This window comes from Serratia sp. CY82433, assembly GCF_052166535.1.
Lineage (GTDB): Bacteria > Pseudomonadota > Gammaproteobacteria > Enterobacterales > Enterobacteriaceae > Serratia > Serratia sarumanii.
Genome location: NZ_JBJNOR010000003.1, coordinates 231,920 through 248,152, shown reverse-complemented (window position 1 = coordinate 248,152; position 16,233 = coordinate 231,920). Strand labels below are relative to the sequence as shown.

Below are 16,233 nucleotides of genomic sequence, written 5' to 3'. Positions count from 1 at the left end.
GCCGCCCGGCGCGGGCGGCGACAACGCGATGAGGTTGGAAGATCGGAGGCACAACAGGGGGTTATTCAGCGAGGTGTTCTATCACGGCCGTTTCTATGATTTTGACGTCATCCGGGCCAAATCCCAGCAACGGACGGGCCTCATATTTTACCGCTTCGCTGTGCGACGTCGGCCGATCACGCAGGCCGTAATGGTGAACGTTTACCATGCGTTTCACACGCCCGACAAACTCAACCACGGCCGCATCGCTGTTGCCTTTGGCCTTCAGATAGCGCGCGGTACGCAGCTTCGAGAACATCGCCCGATCGCGCAGGCGCTTTTTGTTGCGAAGCCGAGTTTTGCGCGGCGCGTAAGGTGTTCCGTCCGGCGCCTGCTGGCGCTTGATATGTTGCTGTTGACCGGCGCGCAGGCGCTTTGACACAGCGACGGCCAGCGACTTTCGCGACTGGGGCGACAGCTTGGCAATCAACCCGGCCAGCCGGGTGTCAAAGGGGTTAAGCTCGTTCATTCCACTCACTCACTAATTCGCCGTGAACAAAGAGCTGCATCGGCCGCGTCACGTCCTCCGGTAACGGCGGCTCCGGCAGGTGCTTAACGTGCAGTGCGCCGTCCTGTTCGCTGACCACGACACGCTCGGTCAGCTGCAGCGACACGCTGAAATCATAAGAGCCGTTGTTGTTGAAGTCGCTCGCAAAAGTGAAGCCGGTGCGGCGCTTTTCCTCCGTTGCCATGATGTCCGGCTGGTTTTCCCGTAGCCATGCCTGAATCGGTACCATGATTAAATCCAGATCGCCGGTGTAGTCCAAAAACAGCAGGTTCAGCGTATAGCGGTACTCATGGGACAGCGAGGCGGCAAGCGTGGCGGCCACATTGCCGCGCTCTACCCGAACTTGCAGATTTTCAGGGTTGCGCTGTAGCCACGGCAGGCAGTTTGTCAGCTCAGCGCGGAGCTGTTGCGGTTTTATCATCGTGTTGTTCCTGACACTGTTTTATCGTTTCGACCTGCACCGCGCAGGCCGCCAAGGCGTTTTCAAGCTGGCGAATATCGGCGCTCAGATCGCCGTTAGTCGCCGGGCGGCTGGCCGGGATTTGGCACGGACTCACTTTCGGACAGCCAACGTAGATAATCCGCGGCGCCGGTGAAGCCGGGGCGCTGGTGCAGCCGGGCAACGTCAGCAGGCAAAGCAGTGTTAAACCAGTCCCGTAATTGCTGATTTTCATTGAGTAACCTCTGTATTTTCTGCTCGCGCGTCAGTGCCAGCCGGTGCGCGGCGGCGAGATCGTCCCTTAACTTTTCCTCTTCCTGCGCCAGCCGACCGGCCTCCGCCTGCAGCGTGTCGATCGCCGCGCGGGTATCGGTCAGAGCCGCCGCTATCCGGCCGTTTTCCTGCCGGGCGCTTTCCAGCCGTTCCCCCAACGTGACAACCTGCCATTTCATCCAACCGGCGACGACCAGCGCCAGCACCAGAAACCAGCCGATCGCGCGGCTCATGGCGTGGCCCCGATAAGGCAGTGGGCCAGCTCCGCCGCCCGGCGCCGTTCCAGTCCCGGCGATTTGAAGCCGTTGACGAACACCCAGCGCGGCAACTGCTGGCACGCGCTGCGCCAGTCCTGCCGCTTGATGAAACCGGCCAGCGTAGAGCCACAGGCGGCCGTGACGCCGACGTTAAAGGCAAAGGACACCACCGCGTCATAAACCGGCGGCGGCATCGTGACAGGCATACAGCGGCCTATGCCGCGCTCCACGCGATACACGTCGGCGACGAGGTTAACGGCAGCTTGGCGCTCGCTGATAACCTTGCCGGGCTTTACCCCGGCCGTGTGGCCGATGCCGCTTGTCCAGACGCCCGCCTGACACTGGTAAGGGGATAAACGACAGCCCTCGAAATCGGCCAGCAGGCGCAACCCGGCCTCAGAGATCTGCAGCGCGCTGAATTGCGGCAACATCACCGCCAACGCCAGCACGGCGGCCACGCTGCAGCGCTTAGCGATTGAGTTCATCGTAAACCCTCCGGCTGACGCCCAATTTGTTCAACAGCTGGTAGCTTTTTCGGCGGTAGTACCAGTTAACGAGGAACGTCCCAACGCCCACGGCGGCGCCGACCATAAAGGCGATGTCCTGCGGACTGTATCGACCAATCCAAGCGAGAAAGGCCGCTATGGTATAGGCCACCCACGACGTAATTTTCTCCATTGCTAATCCCATAAATTGACGGTTTCACGCTGCGGCGCGGCGGTCACGTCCGGCAGCTCGACCGGGTGGCCGTGGGGCAAAATCGCCCCGGCAGCGGCCAGCCCTTCATTTAGCGAATAGACCTGCTCAACCACGCCCTGTGTGCGCCCGTAGTAGCGCCAGCAAATCGCATCAACGGTGTCGCCCTGCAGGGCGTGGACTCTCATCAGAGCAGCCCGATGATGCAGTGGCTACGCTCGGCCACGTTACTGATCGCGTTGCGGGCGTTGCGCCACAGCTCGCCGATCGAGGATTCGACCACATCAGCCTTGCGGCCGCCGGTGGCGGTAGTGTCGAAACTGCGGTATTGCTCCGACAAAAGCGCCATCGTGATCGCGCTGACCGCGTTGCGGTACTCGCTCACCCGCACGCTTTCATCATCGATTTCGTCGGCGGGTACATCCTCAAGCCGCTGATAACCGTCGGCCATCTTGTCCCGGCGGAAAGTGAACAGCTCGGCGTTCACCTCCGCGATCGCGCTTTTAATCACCATGCGCAAACGCGGGGCGGTGATCGTTCCTTCAATGCGCATTACGTCGCGCACGTCTGCCGGGTTAATATCCGGGAAGAAAAAGACGTTTTTAACGATCGGCTCATCCTCCGGGCGCGGTGCTGGCGCGTCCGGGCGTGGCCGTTGGATCACAACGGTGCTCATATGACCTCAGAAAAGTAGGGGGCGGTGGACGACGGCGTTAACGAGGTGAAACCTGTCGCGGCCGTCGTGCCGCCCAGCGCGGGGCGCGTTCTTTTAACCGGCGGTTTTAATCGCCTTTCGTGGGCGCCCGCGTTTAGCCGGAGTTGCGGCAGCTTTACGCGGGCGTGCGGTTGTTTTTTTGGCTACTGGCTTCGGCTTCAACGCGGTTTCGCATTTTTGAGCCTCTTTCTTCACCCCGGCATTGCTATCAAGCTGCATTGCGCGCGTCAGGTGTTCTAATGCCTGCGCATGATCGCCTTTATCTCTGAGGATGAGGCCGGTCACTTTATGCAGCTTGGCTTTCACCACATCCGGCATATCTTCATTCGCGATCATGGCAATAGCCGTTTGCATATCGCTAAGACTCACGGCGCTACCGCTCTTGCGAAGGCGCTCTGCAGACGCTGCAATTTCCTCAGCAAACAGATACGCGGCCGGGCGCTTGTTGTTTGGAGTTTTCAGGCGATGTTTCAACGCATAAGGAGCGATCTGTAATGCGCCCGGAATATCATCCGCATCGAGCTTCCACTGCATGACAGTCATCAAGATGTCATCCTGAGCGCCTCGGCCTTCTGCCAGTACGCCCGCCACCCAAGGTGCATATGCGGGAAGCATTGCGCGCTTGTGTTCGGCTTTCTTCTCTACGGAATAAATCTGTTTTAATTTGGTGCGGTCAGCGGCCAGCCTAACGAGCATTTGCTCATAGACGTTTGCATGACGCAGCGGATTATCGACCCGCTGCGCAGCCTCCATGGCCGAGACCCGCATCATATGACGCTGTGCGGGACTCACCATGGCTTATGCCTCCGTGTTGCCGTCAGTATCTTTTTGACTGTGATCGGATGCCTCTGGAGCGGCACCGGGTTCCGTTAGCGATTTCATCGCCTTCACCAATTCAGCCGCGAATACATTGGCGATCTTCACTTCCGGCGGGCCTTCCTCTTCAGGCTCCAGAATCTCGATATTCTCGATAAGGCAACCGGCGGAGTAATCTTCGATAACAAAATCGACCTTCACCTGTTCGTAGTTTTCCACCTGATCCAGTTTCGGGTTTTCGACAATGTGGCGGCGGTGTCCATCCTCGTACAGATAGATAGAAATGTTATCCAGCGAAGTGATGAAAATGCTGTTAGCCGGGAAGAACGGCGCTCGCACCGCTTGCAGCTGGCCCATCGTTTTCTGGCTGACAATCAGCTCACCGGCCAATTCTTCACTGTTCGGCTGTAGCTTGTTAATTTTCGGGAAATATTTGTCGGTCAGAATACGGCGCCCACAAATGACAACCAGCTCCGGGTTTTCACGGTGGATTTCGTCGATAAGCGACTCATGCGCATCCATCACAAGCGCATCAAGGTTGGCGTAATGCCCACCTTTACCGATCTTGATGGTGTCGGAGATAACGGTGCCGTCTTTGGCAGTTACTTTATCCATCACACGCGCCGGGGCGTCATTACGGTATTTCTGCAACCAGCCGACAGCCACATCCTGCAGGAGCGGGTTCTTTTTCCGATCAGACGTTGGGGCGCGCATAATACCGTTAAAACCAATCGTGATGTAGTCGAGCGCTTGGCGTTTGATAATCGCATTGCGAATGCGGATCTGGAAATCTTGATAACGCGCCCACAGGTCAAGCTTGTTATATTTCAGGTGATAATCGAAGTTCACCGGCTTACAGAAATAGCGGTACGCATCCATTTTGGTGAAATCTGCGGTTGTTCGCTCAACCCCACTATCCGTGTCGGCGGTGCTGGCAATCGTGCCGTTAACATCCATACCGACTTTTTCTTCAGTCAGCTCGCCAACCGGCACCATATTAATAAGCTGCAGGAACGAGGTTGATTGCTGGATTTTCTCAAATAACTTTTGAGTAACAGACGGTTCAACGTTAAATTTTTTGCCGAGGTCAGCAACGTCAACGCCATTAAGTTCAGCAAGGCGAGACAAGTATTTATTGAATTGCAGGCGAGTTCCGTTACGCATTATTTTTTATTCCTGTTCGAAATTTAAGAAGTATCAGCAGTCGGTCAAATTGGCTTCCGCACCATCACCGCCGGTGGCGTGCGGGCGTCGCGGCTGAGTAAAGTTTTCAGTGCGATCGAGCGTGTTTTGCAGCGAGGAAAATTTCTCCTGCTCTGTAGCGATTTCACTTTGCAGCCCTGCGATCTGCTGTTCCAACTGCGCAAAACGCGCTTCAACACTTTCGCTATTGCTCTGCACCTGCTCGGCGACAGCCGTCACCGCGTCATGCACATCATTGAATCGCGCATCGTCGCTGGCCTGTTTACGGCTAAACATGCCTTTTACCCGATCGGTTAAGCTGCTCAGCAGGCTGTCGGGGACATCCTCAAACTCGAGTAGCGCCTCAGATGCCACAGAGAACAAATCACCCGGCTCTAATTTTTTACCGGCCAGTGGGTTAGCCTTAGCACGGGCGCAGAATTCCAGATATTCAGTGCCGAGGCTGGCCGGGTCATCCGTCACCGCCAAGCCGATCAGGTAACATTTGCCGGTATTGGCAAAGTTCGGGCGGATCTCCATGGAGGTGTAAACCTTCTGCATAGCCTTCACCATGCCGACCAACTCATCCGTTGGGGTCATCTTGGCAAACAGCGCCCATTTGCCATTGAGGATTGAATCGTCTTCAATCTTTTCTGATTTCAGCTCGACCACATCGCCCAGGCGTTTGAAATCGCCGTTAGGAAACAGCCCTTTGATGTGCTCCAGATTGATACGGCAGCCATAAACGCGCGAGTCGAAGCTTTCCGCCATTTCTTGAATATCGTTGCCGTCAATCACGCGGCCATCGCAGGTGTCGCCTTCAACACCAATGCGAAACCATTTTGAAACTTTCTTTGCCATGTAAGCGGCTCTCCGGTTGTTGGGTTCGGGGCCATCTTGGGGGGAAATGCGAGAAGCCTCAACGCGATACGGTTGGAAGATCTGAGACACAACAGGGACTTAAGGCGAGCCTCCGTTGCCTTGCGTAGCCTTGCCCTCGAGATTTAAACGAGGGCATATCATGCAAATTCAAACTGACACGACGTTGCTTAGCGATCCGCGCCGACAGGCCGCTTTGCTCTATTGGCAAGGCTTTTCCGTGAAGCAAATCGCCGAAATGCTGAAACAGAAGGCGCCGACGGTGCAGAGCTGGAAACAGCGCGAACGCTGGGACGACATCGCGCCGATTTCTCGCGTCGAAACCAGCATCGAGGCGCGCATTATTCAGCTTGTTCTGAAGACGAAAAAAGAAGGCAGCGACTACAAAGAAATCGACCTGTTAGGGCGGCAAATTGAGCGCCTTGCACGGGTTAATCGCTATATGGCGACCGGCAGCGAAGCCGACTTAAACCCCAACGTGGCAAACCGCAACAAAGGTGAACGTAAAAAGCCCACAAAGAACTTTTTCAGCGATGAGGCGATCGCCAAACTTAAAGAAATTTTCTTTGCGGAATCCTTTGAATATCAGCTCGGTTGGCACAAAGCAGGTTTAAAGCATCGCATCCGGGACATTTTGAAATCACGCCAAATTGGCGCGACATTTTATTTTGCTCGTGAGTCGCTGTTACGCGCTTTAGATACCGGAAATAATCAGATTTTCCTCTCGGCCAGTAAAACGCAGGCTTACGTTTTCCGTGAGTACATTATTCAATTTGCCCGAAAGGTTGACGTTGATCTTACTGGCGATCCTATCGTACTCGGTAATAACGGCGCCAAGCTGATTTTCCTTGGCACCAATTCGAACACCGCGCAGAGCCATAACGGCGATTTGCTAGTCGATGAAATTTTCTGGATCCCCAACTTCCAGAAATTGCGCAAGGTCGCCTCTGGTATGGCGTCACAAAGTCACCTCCGCACAACCTATTTTTCCACCCCTTCGACACTGGGACACGGTGCTTTCGCGTTCTGGTCTGGCGAGCTTTTTAACCGTGGGCGAAAACATGCCAGCGAGCGCGTAGAAATCGACATCAGTCACAGCGCGTTAGCCACTGGCAAATTGTGCCCTGACGGCCAATGGCGGCAGATCGTGACCATCGAGGATGCGCTACGCGGTGGCTGTAACCTTTTCAATCTTGATGTGCTGAAGCAAGAAAACAGCGCCGAAGACTTCCGCAATCTGTTCATGTGTGAATTTGTGGACGATAACGCCTCCGTTTTCCCATTCGAGGAACTTCAGGATTGCATGGTTGATAGTTTGGTTGAATGGACGGACGTTAACCCTTACGCCGATCGGCCATTCGGTTATCGGCCGGTGTGGATCGGTTATGACCCATCCCATACCGGTGATAGTGCCGGTTGCGTGGTACTGGCGCCGCCCATAGTGGCAGGAGGTAAATTCCGCATCATCGAACGCCACCAATGGAAGGGGATGGACTTTGCCACGCAAGCCGAGTCTATCCGGGCGCTGACCGAAAAATATGAAGTCGAATACATCGGCATTGATGCAACCGGCATCGGCCAAGGTGTTTTCCAGCTGGTGCGCGCGTTCTACCCGGCCGCACGCGAGATCCGTTACAGCGCCGAAGTAAAAACCGCGATGGTGTTAAAGGCCAAAGACACGATCGGCAGCGGCCGGCTCGAGTACGACCTCGCACACACTGACATCACCAAATCGTTTATGGCGATCCGCAAAACCATGACAGCCAGCGGACGCAGCACCACCTATGAAGCCAGCCGAAGCGAGGATGCAAGTCACGCAGATGTTGCATGGGCAACGATGCACGCGCTGTTAAACGAGCCGCTTACCGCCGCTAACGGGCAAGTCTCCACCTCAATTTTGGACTTCAACTTATGAGTAACCACAAGATAAAAGAAAATCAGGCCGTCACGCGGGCCGATCAGCAAGTTGAGGCGTTCACCTTTGGGGAACCTTCGCCCGTACTGGATCGGCGCGATATTTTGGATTACACCGAATGCATCGGTAACGGAAAATGGATTGAGCCGCCAATTAGTTTTTCTGGGCTCGCTAAAAGTCTACGTGCTGCCGTGCACCACAGCTCGCCGATCTACGTTAAGCGTAATATTTTGACAAGCACCTATATCCCGCACCCGTTGCTTTCTCAGCAGGATTTCAGCCGTTTTGTTTTGGACTATCTGGTATTTGGCAACGCATTTTTAGAAAAACGGATGAGCGTCAGCGGCAAGCTGCTGAAGCTGCAAACCTCCCCGGCCAAGTACACGCGCCGAGGGGTTGAGCCGGGCGTATATTGGTTTGTCCAGTCCTTTGCAGAGCCTCACTGTTTTGCACCTGGCGGAGTCTTTCACCTGTTGGAACCTGATATTAATCAGGAGCTTTATGGCATGCCTGAGTATCTCAGCGCGCTTGACTCAGCGTGGTTGAACGAATCCGCCACGCTGTTCAGGCGTAAGTATTATCAGAATGGCGCCCATGCGGGTTACATCATGTATGTGACCGACCCAGCGCAGAGTAAAACCGATATTGAAGCCATGCGATCGGCGATGTCGAGTTCAAAAGGACTGGGGAATTTTAAAAACCTCTTTCTCTACGCCCCGAACGGTAAGCCCGACGGCATCAAGATCGTGCCATTAAGTGAGGTCGCAACAAAAGACGATTTTTTCAATATAAAGAATGTCAGTCGCGATGACTTATTAAGTGCGCATCGCGTACCACCACAGATGATGGGAATTATACCAAATAACACTGGAGGTTTTGGTGATGTGACAAAGGCCGCTCAGGTTTTTGTACGAAACGAGCTAATACCATTGCAGGAACGAATAAAAGAGGTAAACGAATGGATCGGTGAAGAGATTATGTGCTTCAGCACATACAATTTATCGAATAAATAAAGACTCATCGTATACGCCGTCACTATATCGACGGCGTATCACGGAGACCAGCATGTAAATACACCCTCCCTCCTCGAAGAAAGGAAAGCATGCCAACCAGAAACAAACTTTTTCAAACGAAATTTCAAACACAAAACATAACCCCATTTTATATGAGCATCAAGGAGCAGGTAAAAAATTACTCTTATACCTCCGTAACTCCTTAGATCCTAAAACATCACTTTTCTCTATATACAATATACTATCCCAATCATAAACGCAGGTTGATAGCACCAAAAGCCTTATCAAATGGTAGTCAGTCAAATTAATTAAAACCTCATAGTACTCCTTCTGTTCTTCCCCACTGAGTTTATCATCAATCAACTTAACTAATAAATAGAAATGCCGAACTGCAGAGTATATGGCATCTGAACCATCTATATCATTTATCTTTGCTCTTAGTTCATCCAGTGCCATCTTTTTTTGATTACAGTCAAAAATCATCTCCTCTAAGAAAGCAACAGCATCAGACGACACTTTAATCTCATCGCCCGCATCAACATTCCTAAGTTTAAAACCCATGAAGTAGGTGCGTTGTGAATCAATTAGATTATAAAACCTAACCTCGAAATTTTTAAAGTGATCGAGCCGCTCTTGCCTCCTATTTTCATCTAGAATACTTGTATTCGCCTCTCTTTGTAAGTTTATTGTCTTGACTAACAAGACAATAGAAAGAAAGGTCAGTATTGGGTTTATAACTCCACCAAGATAATCACCAAATTGCCCCCATACTTCTGTGCTTTTGGAGATTTTCCCTTCCATACCAAAGTTAAAGTAATAGAAAGAAATAACCAAAGCTATAAATAAAAAACCTATGTAAACTATTTTTTTCATCTCTATGCAATCTCATTTATGAAGTACTTCACAACTTCGCCACTTGTCAGCTTCAAATCCTTTACTTTTAATTTAATGTAGTTCCAATTTTCTTTATTTAACCCATTATTACTATGTAAATTAGCTGTGATTTTTTTCTTAAACTCCAATGGAACAAATCTCAATCCTTTGGCCAACCCAAACGCAGTTGTTTTATCATCATCCTTTACTATCAACCGCCCGTTCCCAGTCATTGAGTTAAATCTCGTGAATATAGCAGTGATTTCATAATCTTTATCCCCTTCCTTGGTTTCAGTAATGTGTTTTGCAGTTTTAGGGGTCAATGTAGCAATTCTTTTATGACCTCCTCTTGGTTTATGATTAAGTTCTACATTAAAACTATTCATGGCCGTAATTTTATGCATGTCAACCAAACCGCGCCTTAAAACGTCTAAAAGCTTATCTTCTACTTCCTCGAGATCATCAACCACCTCTTTTGCCATCGGGCTAAGATCATCAGAAGGGATAAATAAAGATTCAGCTATATAAAAAGCCATGACTTCACAGAATGTATCATTACCTATTTTTCTTAACCTTCTCTTTAATAGTGGCTCATTAACCTCAATACAGAAATTTTGCCCATAAGAACTTTTAAAACTTTGCTTTAGCTGGGTACGAACATCATTAATACTTGTTCGACGCTCTGACACTTCTTTTTTTAAAATAGCTTCAGCAAGCGTTGATACAACTCGTGATGTTCCCGATAACGTTTTCAACCCATAATCCATATCTACATCGTTATCGCCACTCTTAATCACAATATCAAAATTTATATTCAATTTGACTCACCTATCCATGTTATCCTAATCCCTTGATTTAACCTCTCTACATCATAGATTTCAACATAATATTTATGGTTTATTCTGCTCTGCGCGCAATGCTATCCCCGCCTCGCCTGCCCGCTTCATGTGTCGCTTTTAATGCACTTGTATGATCCGGCGCGATCCGCGCCAGTGCTGGCGCTGCGGGGGTAAACGTCAAACCGGATTATCATGCAAATTCATGCACCTAATGCATGCATAGGGTATTTAGCTGTATTAGCTCAGACTTGAGCTGGCAACATTACCTAGCAGAGCACATAACAGTCCGCTCTGAGCGAGAGCGGACATACACACCTCAGGCCAAGGTATATGATGTTGCAATAATCGGTCTGCAAATTATTTCGCATACATGTTAACGACTCAAAACTCAATACATGGAACCAGAGGCCAGATGTTTTTCAATGCTGCGAACATACAAGTCACTATTGCTTCCAGAGCCTCGTCCTTTGGGTGTTTTAATAGATCATTGACTTTATCCATCCTTTCCTTGAGTGAAGGGTGTGTATCCGAAGCATCCCAATTATCTTTCGTTAATAAAGCAAGGCTGAATAAGGCGCAATAAATCGCAAGTTTCCTTTTTCTACTCACCAGCAATGCATCATCCCCTGATTTATTACAATAGTCATTCATTTTGTCAATAATGAATTTTGTAGCAAACTCATCACATGATAACTCTTCTGTATGTGCCTGTTTTTGGGTAAAGTTATGTGGGCAATAACTAGTCCCATCCTGCTGGTGAATAATATGCCTAACTTCATGCAAAAAAGCCCAGGCTGTAGAAATAACGGCAATTTCAGCAGTACCCCGATTAATCGGGTCTGTCCCTACGTCAGGGAACACTCCTGGTTCAGGAACTCCTGCAGGAAATGGTTTTTCATCAGAAAAATCGTCTTTAGCAGAATTTTCAAAGCAATCAATTAAATTATAAAAATTGCTGAAATCTGCAGTGGCAATGTCTTCTGTATTACTAATAAAATTATTCACCATAACCTCCAAGCTCAATTGCATTGATTGTAAGGATATCAGCTCAGATGAATAATTGTTAAATATTTCATCCCTGCTTTTTATAAACTCCTCCACCTTATTATTCTTATCTTCAATTATTGCCGTATAGCCTGAGATTGCGGAAAAGGCACCGATCCAAAAAACACGCAAAACTCGGTGATTAAATCTTATGAACCTAAACAAACCAGCATCAAATATATATTTACCTTCTGAATTTTTATCAGCGTGAATTTGGAAGTTAATTTGAAAATTAGACCATAGTTCGTTAATTTCATTTTCCCTTTCAGGTATTGAACCTGAAAACATTTTATGTATAGCATCTTGAACACTATCATTTCCACAATATGCTTCTGACATTACATTCACCATTCAATTTGAAAATATTTGGGTATAGTTTTATAAAATCTTATTCTACAGTTATATAACGCAAATCTTTAATCCAGGACCTTTTAAATACAATGCAGAATAAATAAAATTAATAAAGAATATCTTTCAACTCAGCTTTGACAGTATTAATGTCAACTATCAGAAATGGTTCTACACCTAAAAGTTTCTCACCACGAAGAATAGACATGAACTCATAGAGTGCTATTATATGTTTTTGTGCCTTTGTTTTTATTGCAAACTGTTTTTCAATAGACGAAAGCGCATTACAACCGTCACTACCTCCATATACAGCCCTCATGATGTAATTACTACAAAAAAATCTTATTCTATTATCTGATCCTTCATATTTCTCTCTATCTGTTTCATCGCAAAGATCTCTAAGTATTGAATAAACTTTACTCGTCACTTGTTCCAAAAAAACAACACTTCCAGCACCACCATCTTTAAATGGATGAGCGAAAATATTATTTCTGAGCTTTAGAGCACCTGATGACTCTATTCTGTTTCGCAGATCATTCAGATAAACGTAGGCATCTTTTAATTTATCTGAATCCAATATTTTTAAAGCGTGCCTCTTTTCATTTTCATTAAATTTATTACTATCACCTTCCAATGCATCTATATTAACCAAGGCTTCATATAACTTGGCATACTGCATGATAATCTGATGTCCGAATGACTCATTTCTAGCGTAGTAGAAGTTGGTATCTTTTGGCCCTCTATCTAAATTGATAATCTTCACCTCCTCTAATAACACCATTGAACTAAATGTTGACCCAGCATTAATCATAGAATGATAAATATAACTTAACGCTAAGTATCTATTGACATAAAACTGAAAGTTTATTTTGAATTCATTGTAAGCCTGAGTGTATAACTTGGTTTTTTCTATACCATCAGAAAACAAAGAGTCAAAGGATGAACTTCCATTTATGGCATAATTCCTTATTAAGAAGCGCAGTATGATATCCATATTTTTATTTTTCAAAGCACAACCTCAATATATAAATAAAAATTAGCTTCACATTTAACCCGAATGGGGGAATTTTACATATAGCAGATTATATTTCAATGGTTTTTTTGTGACTTTATTTATTGGAATTTTCAGCTACCTCTAACAACTCATCTAAATTCTACATATTCTTAGATGGATAAAATCGATGAGTCACGCATCTTTGGCACATACCCCACGTTTACGATCACATACGCATTCTGTCTTGTGGCATCAACTGCACTACTGAGCTTACTCGTTTGCGACGAGCAGAATCTGCAGCGCTCTGAGATCCTCCTTTTGCACAGAGCTGCCCTGTTAGGTTAAGCTCTGTGCTGTGACAATGTTAGATCAATTCTGAGCTAATACAATTTTTAGCACAGATAAAGGTATGTATTGTGCTGATAGCGCCCCTCTTCAATCAATTTGAAAACGTGGCCAGACTTATTTTTTATGTAGTAGTTCGCCTCCTCTGGGGTAACGTGCGTTCCTTGCTTTGTCGCGGCATGTATAAAGTCTACCGTCTTAATTCTGCGGCCTTTATCGGTTGATTTCAGCGCTTCTATAAACGCCCCGGCCATGCGTAAATCTCGTTTCATACGTCACCTACTGGATCAAGAAATAGTCGCGAGTTGTTTAATCACCGCTGCTTTTTCCGGGTCGATGTTAGTTTTCATCTCCTCGGCCAATTCCGAAATCCATATCAATGCGATGTCTTTATCTTTTGCTTGGCTCTCATAACAAACCCCCAGACGGGCGATGAGTTCAATACGTTCCAAAAAAACCATTTCTTCCGCTGCTGGTAAATGCACCCTGTTCCTCCGATGCTTAATAACTGTATGCATATACAGTATTAACCATAAATTTTGCTTCCGCAACTAATTATTAAAAACCTGCCCAATCATTAACCGGCTCATACTGCATTGAAATATCACCAAATTTAACTTTAGCACCACGTGCTAGCGCTTCCAGCTCCCAACGCTGGGCAGCAATGTCGTGCCGGGCCAAATCTGCCCGAATTACTCCCAACCGATCACGTTCTACCGTGGTCAACCTTGCTGAAGGGGCCATATCTGGCAAGTGATAAGGGTCAAAACTACGCTGTGATTTCTTTATCTGTGACGGAATAGACCGTATACGGCTCATAACAGACCGTGTAACGATCATGTCATTCCAGTCAATCGGTGTTTCCGGTGGGTGCTCCAGCACTGCCACAGCCTCTTCAGGCTCACTATCCTGCGTATTGGTAGCGCCTTTGCTGTCGACCAACCCACAGTTATTGACAGGACTCCGAGGCGCGCCGGAGGCGCTTTTCAAAGTCAAAGGCTCAACGGCAACGGCTTTAGCGACGATGCGCCATTGCGTGGTGCGGGTTTCATAAACGCGATCGGCGCCGATGTGCGGAGCAAAAATCCCCGCGATTTTCTGCACTTCTTCGTCATAGGCGTTGCGCTCGTCGGTAACACGGCGGGCTACACGCACAGTCTGATCGTCACGGGCAACGTTAGGGCCGCCCTGGGCCAGAATGTAAGCGGCAAAGTCACCGGCATCAGCAGCAGCGCGCACCGCCTCAACGGTTTCGTCAAACTCATCGGCCAGACTGACAGAGCGGATCTTGCGGCACTCACGCCATGCGCCGCGCGACGGCAGGCCGATAAAGTGGAATTGAGGGATACGCCACGTTGACGCCCACGCGGTGACGGCGGCGGCCGTATCAGTCAACAGCTCGCCAGTTTCATGATCGCGCTCGCCGTCCAGCGCGTAGCCGTCGATGTTTTTTGCAATGTATTTGGCGATATAGCCCGCCGCACCGCCTTTGTTCAGGTGCTTGCAGTCAAAACGGTTTTTGGCGGCGCCGCGTTCGTCCCCATCTTCAGCCATGGCATAACGGCGCATGATGTCGATCACCTGCTGGCGCTGTTTTTTGGAGGTAAACAGCATCATATGCCAGTGCGGCGTCGCATCATGGTGCGGTTCGACAACGCGCACACCGTAGACCTGCAGGCCCGCATCTTTAAACGCCGTGCGGATCTTGCTAAACAGCTGCACAAGATAGCGCTGGCCGTCTTTTGGCGTGTAGGCTTCATCGTCCCACTTGTGGTTAAAATGCACCTTCGGGCTGCTCTTGCCGACGGCGCGCGTCGGGTGATATTTGGATGGAGTGGTGATGGTGATGAACATCCCTTTATCGCCACGGATAGCGGCGGCCTGCTCAACACCAGCGATCATCGCCATTAACTCCATACGACGGATTTCCGGGTTAGAGATACTCGCCATCACCTTGTCTATCAGGCTGAAACGTTCGCCGGTTTCGACGTTCTCTAGCTCGCGGCTGTTCAGATAATCAAAATTGGACTGGCGGCGGGCTTTCACATCCCGGATTGCCTGCCGACTGGCGTATGACGACGCCCCGCGATTCACATTACCGACGGCGATCAGCAATGCCTCCCGCCAGCGTGTGCGCTGGGCCTTCAACTGACGTTCCCACCATTCGGAATTAACCAACCGCTGCAAACTGGCAATCGCTGACCGGGCATCCAGTTTGCCTTTGCGGTATTTGCGCCAGTGCATAGGGGTGATGTTGAAGGCGCGCGCCATACCGGCAATGCGGCCATAAAATTCTGATTGGGTGGCATCTTCGAAAAGCCCGGCATTGTCGCCGCCGTTCTCCGCCACAAACTCATCGCAGTAATCTGCGTAATTCTGCAGAAGTTGACCGGCCACGCGATCGGCAAGGCGGCGGATCTCTTTGTCATCCATGCCGGGCAGAGCTGCGTAATTATCGACTTCAGCAGAAAACCGCATTGACGCGGCGAGGTTCATCGCATTTTTGGCGCTCACCGTTTGCAGGCGCGGCCAGATGCGGCGATCGAACTGGAATACCAGCCATTTGTTGGCGTCGTGCAACCCTTTGCTCTTGAGCAAGTTGGTGTAACGCGTCAGGAACATGGCGCTGAGGAAGCGCGGCAGGCGGCGGATATTGGTTAAAACAGCTTGCCCCTGAGCGAGTTCCTCACGGGTAAGCGGTCTTACCGGCCCGGCAACAGCCGGGCGCGGTTCGTTCCATGGGTAAGCGTAGGCGGTAGCCGCTTGGCTCATTGAACTTTCGCCGCCTCACATGCAGCAAAAGCCTCTTGGCACAAATTGCCAATGCGGCCTATCTCCGCGCCCAGTGATGCAATGCTATTAACACTGGAATTACGAACGCTGTGATGAATAAGGCCGTTCACAAGCTGGTTAATCGTAGGGTAATAGCCGATAGCCTCGTAACGCTCTTGACCTTCGCTTTTTCCTGTTTTCCCTACCTTCACCGTATTAAGAATGAATTGCAGGTTATCGCTGGTGATAACAAACTCAGAGCCGATTTTAATTTCCATGTTATTTC

Annotated in this window: 21 protein-coding genes; 2 read left to right on the top strand and 19 right to left on the bottom strand. The window is 49.3% G+C overall.

The window, feature by feature from the left end; all coding sequences use genetic code 11:
• Window positions 1-61: 61 nt before the first annotated feature.
• The 11 genes from ACJ8PI_RS17475 to ACJ8PI_RS17425 form a co-directional block, all read right to left on the bottom strand.
• Window positions 62-508, bottom strand: a complete 447-nt coding sequence (locus tag ACJ8PI_RS17475) for a phage virion morphogenesis protein (RefSeq protein WP_197813216.1) — start codon at window positions 506-508, stop codon at window positions 62-64.
• Window positions 495-968, bottom strand: coding sequence for a phage tail protein (locus ACJ8PI_RS17470; protein ID WP_319861386.1), 474 nt, complete (start codon window positions 966-968; stop codon window positions 495-497). The genes ACJ8PI_RS17475 and ACJ8PI_RS17470 overlap by 14 nt, the downstream gene beginning before the upstream one ends.
• Window positions 940-1,170 carry an Rz1-like lysis system protein LysC gene (gene lysC, locus ACJ8PI_RS17465; RefSeq protein ID WP_241016074.1) on the bottom strand — a complete coding sequence of 77 codons (231 nt, stop codon included), beginning with the start codon at window positions 1,168-1,170 and terminating at the stop codon, window positions 940-942. Before lysC ends, ACJ8PI_RS17470 begins: the two co-directional genes overlap by 29 nt.
• The gene (lysB, locus tag ACJ8PI_RS17460) at window positions 1,064-1,492 is read right to left on the bottom strand and encodes an Rz-like lysis system protein LysB (RefSeq protein WP_319861387.1); all 429 of its coding nucleotides are present in this window, start codon (window positions 1,490-1,492) and stop codon (window positions 1,064-1,066) included. The genes lysC and lysB overlap by 107 nt, the downstream gene beginning before the upstream one ends.
• Window positions 1,489-2,001: a lysozyme gene (locus ACJ8PI_RS17455; RefSeq protein ID WP_319861388.1), complete on the bottom strand. Its 513-nt coding sequence runs from the start codon at window positions 1,999-2,001 to the stop codon at window positions 1,489-1,491. Before ACJ8PI_RS17455 ends, lysB begins: the two co-directional genes overlap by 4 nt.
• Entirely contained in the window at window positions 1,985-2,194 is a 210-nt protein-coding gene (locus ACJ8PI_RS17450) for an HP1 family phage holin (RefSeq protein WP_118891667.1), read from the bottom strand. Before ACJ8PI_RS17450 ends, ACJ8PI_RS17455 begins: the two co-directional genes overlap by 17 nt.
• A 2-nt stretch (window positions 2,195-2,196) precedes the next feature.
• Complete coding sequence (locus ACJ8PI_RS17445; RefSeq protein ID WP_172574965.1) at window positions 2,197-2,400, bottom strand: tail protein X; 204 nt, start codon at window positions 2,398-2,400, stop codon at window positions 2,197-2,199.
• Complete coding sequence (locus ACJ8PI_RS17440) at window positions 2,400-2,888, bottom strand: head completion/stabilization protein (protein WP_319861389.1); 489 nt, start codon at window positions 2,886-2,888, stop codon at window positions 2,400-2,402. Before ACJ8PI_RS17440 ends, ACJ8PI_RS17445 begins: the two co-directional genes overlap by 1 nt.
• 93 nt (window positions 2,889-2,981) lie before the next feature.
• Window positions 2,982-3,722 (bottom strand): phage terminase small subunit, encoded by a 741-nt coding sequence (gene gpM, locus ACJ8PI_RS17435; protein ID WP_060387513.1) that lies wholly within the window; start codon window positions 3,720-3,722, stop codon window positions 2,982-2,984.
• Between the two features lie 3 nt (window positions 3,723-3,725).
• Window positions 3,726-4,907 carry a phage major capsid protein, P2 family gene (locus ACJ8PI_RS17430; RefSeq protein WP_319861390.1) on the bottom strand — a complete coding sequence of 394 codons (1,182 nt, stop codon included), beginning with the start codon at window positions 4,905-4,907 and terminating at the stop codon, window positions 3,726-3,728.
• Window positions 4,908-4,940: 33 nt separating this feature from the next.
• Window positions 4,941-5,786, bottom strand: coding sequence for a GPO family capsid scaffolding protein (locus tag ACJ8PI_RS17425; protein WP_319861392.1), 846 nt, complete (start codon window positions 5,784-5,786; stop codon window positions 4,941-4,943).
• A 160-nt stretch (window positions 5,787-5,946) separates the two neighbouring features.
• On the opposite strand from ACJ8PI_RS17425, the gene ACJ8PI_RS17420 reads away from it, so the two are divergent.
• Both ACJ8PI_RS17420 and ACJ8PI_RS17415 read left to right on the top strand, forming a co-directional pair.
• Window positions 5,947-7,719 carry a terminase ATPase subunit family protein gene (locus tag ACJ8PI_RS17420; RefSeq protein WP_319861393.1) on the top strand — a complete coding sequence of 591 codons (1,773 nt, stop codon included), beginning with the start codon at window positions 5,947-5,949 and terminating at the stop codon, window positions 7,717-7,719.
• The gene (locus ACJ8PI_RS17415) at window positions 7,716-8,732 is read left to right on the top strand and encodes a phage portal protein (RefSeq protein WP_319861394.1); all 1,017 of its coding nucleotides are present in this window, start codon (window positions 7,716-7,718) and stop codon (window positions 8,730-8,732) included. Before ACJ8PI_RS17420 ends, ACJ8PI_RS17415 begins: the two co-directional genes overlap by 4 nt.
• A 159-nt stretch (window positions 8,733-8,891) precedes the next feature.
• Here ACJ8PI_RS17415 and ACJ8PI_RS17410 read toward each other — a convergent pair whose 3' ends face one another.
• The 8 genes from ACJ8PI_RS17410 to ACJ8PI_RS17375 all read right to left on the bottom strand — a co-directional run bounded on the left by ACJ8PI_RS17410 (window position 8,892) and on the right by ACJ8PI_RS17375 (window position 16,225).
• Complete coding sequence (locus tag ACJ8PI_RS17410; protein ID WP_060426798.1) at window positions 8,892-9,605, bottom strand: hypothetical protein; 714 nt, start codon at window positions 9,603-9,605, stop codon at window positions 8,892-8,894.
• 2 nt (window positions 9,606-9,607) lie between these two features.
• Entirely contained in the window at window positions 9,608-10,423 is an 816-nt protein-coding gene (locus ACJ8PI_RS17405) for a hypothetical protein (protein WP_060426800.1), read from the bottom strand.
• 402 nt (window positions 10,424-10,825) lie between these two features.
• The gene (locus tag ACJ8PI_RS17400; protein WP_319861395.1) at window positions 10,826-11,827 is read right to left on the bottom strand and encodes a phage exclusion protein Lit family protein; all 1,002 of its coding nucleotides are present in this window, start codon (window positions 11,825-11,827) and stop codon (window positions 10,826-10,828) included.
• Between the two features lie 118 nt (window positions 11,828-11,945).
• Window positions 11,946-12,830 carry a hypothetical protein gene (locus tag ACJ8PI_RS17395; protein ID WP_440530929.1) on the bottom strand — a complete coding sequence of 295 codons (885 nt, stop codon included), beginning with the start codon at window positions 12,828-12,830 and terminating at the stop codon, window positions 11,946-11,948.
• A 392-nt stretch (window positions 12,831-13,222) separates the two neighbouring features.
• Complete coding sequence (locus tag ACJ8PI_RS17390; RefSeq protein WP_319861397.1) at window positions 13,223-13,447, bottom strand: hypothetical protein; 225 nt, start codon at window positions 13,445-13,447, stop codon at window positions 13,223-13,225.
• Window positions 13,448-13,462: 15 nt separating this feature from the next.
• A complete protein-coding gene (locus ACJ8PI_RS17385) occupies window positions 13,463-13,660 on the bottom strand; it encodes a hypothetical protein (protein WP_319861398.1) in 198 nt (65 codons plus the stop codon).
• Window positions 13,661-13,733: 73 nt separating this feature from the next.
• A complete protein-coding gene (locus ACJ8PI_RS17380; RefSeq protein WP_319861399.1) occupies window positions 13,734-15,947 on the bottom strand; it encodes a replication endonuclease in 2,214 nt (737 codons plus the stop codon).
• Entirely contained in the window at window positions 15,944-16,225 is a 282-nt protein-coding gene (locus tag ACJ8PI_RS17375; RefSeq protein ID WP_117287275.1) for a DUF5405 family protein, read from the bottom strand. Before ACJ8PI_RS17375 ends, ACJ8PI_RS17380 begins: the two co-directional genes overlap by 4 nt.
• Window positions 16,226-16,233 lie beyond the last annotated feature (8 nt).

Bases quoted from the DNA above. Each gene is read 5' to 3' on its own strand.
- ACJ8PI_RS17475 (WP_197813216.1), bottom strand. From the start codon at position 508: ATGAACGAGCTTAACCCCTTTGACACCCGGCTGGCCGGGTTGATTGCC.
- ACJ8PI_RS17470 (WP_319861386.1), bottom strand. From the start codon at position 968: ATGATAAAACCGCAACAGCTCCGCGCTGAGCTGACAAACTGCCTGCCG.
- lysB (WP_319861387.1), bottom strand. From the start codon at position 1,492: ATGAGCCGCGCGATCGGCTGGTTTCTGGTGCTGGCGCTGGTCGTCGCC.
- ACJ8PI_RS17455 (WP_319861388.1), bottom strand. From the start codon at position 2,001: ATGAACTCAATCGCTAAGCGCTGCAGCGTGGCCGCCGTGCTGGCGTTG.
- ACJ8PI_RS17450 (WP_118891667.1), bottom strand. From the start codon at position 2,194: ATGGAGAAAATTACGTCGTGGGTGGCCTATACCATAGCGGCCTTTCTC.
- ACJ8PI_RS17445 (WP_172574965.1), bottom strand. From the start codon at position 2,400: ATGAGAGTCCACGCCCTGCAGGGCGACACCGTTGATGCGATTTGCTGG.
- ACJ8PI_RS17440 (WP_319861389.1), bottom strand. From the start codon at position 2,888: ATGAGCACCGTTGTGATCCAACGGCCACGCCCGGACGCGCCAGCACCG.
- gpM (WP_060387513.1), bottom strand. From the start codon at position 3,722: ATGGTGAGTCCCGCACAGCGTCATATGATGCGGGTCTCGGCCATGGAG.
- ACJ8PI_RS17430 (WP_319861390.1), bottom strand. From the start codon at position 4,907: ATGCGTAACGGAACTCGCCTGCAATTCAATAAATACTTGTCTCGCCTT.
- ACJ8PI_RS17425 (WP_319861392.1), bottom strand. From the start codon at position 5,786: ATGGCAAAGAAAGTTTCAAAATGGTTTCGCATTGGTGTTGAAGGCGAC.
- ACJ8PI_RS17420 (WP_319861393.1), top strand. From the start codon at position 5,947: ATGCAAATTCAAACTGACACGACGTTGCTTAGCGATCCGCGCCGACAG.
- ACJ8PI_RS17415 (WP_319861394.1), top strand. From the start codon at position 7,716: ATGAGTAACCACAAGATAAAAGAAAATCAGGCCGTCACGCGGGCCGAT.
- ACJ8PI_RS17410 (WP_060426798.1), bottom strand. From the start codon at position 9,605: ATGAAAAAAATAGTTTACATAGGTTTTTTATTTATAGCTTTGGTTATT.
- ACJ8PI_RS17400 (WP_319861395.1), bottom strand. From the start codon at position 11,827: ATGTCAGAAGCATATTGTGGAAATGATAGTGTTCAAGATGCTATACAT.
- ACJ8PI_RS17395 (WP_440530929.1), bottom strand. From the start codon at position 12,830: ATGGATATCATACTGCGCTTCTTAATAAGGAATTATGCCATAAATGGA.
- ACJ8PI_RS17390 (WP_319861397.1), bottom strand. From the start codon at position 13,447: ATGAAACGAGATTTACGCATGGCCGGGGCGTTTATAGAAGCGCTGAAA.
- ACJ8PI_RS17380 (WP_319861399.1), bottom strand. From the start codon at position 15,947: ATGAGCCAAGCGGCTACCGCCTACGCTTACCCATGGAACGAACCGCGC.
- ACJ8PI_RS17375 (WP_117287275.1), bottom strand. From the start codon at position 16,225: ATGGAAATTAAAATCGGCTCTGAGTTTGTTATCACCAGCGATAACCTG.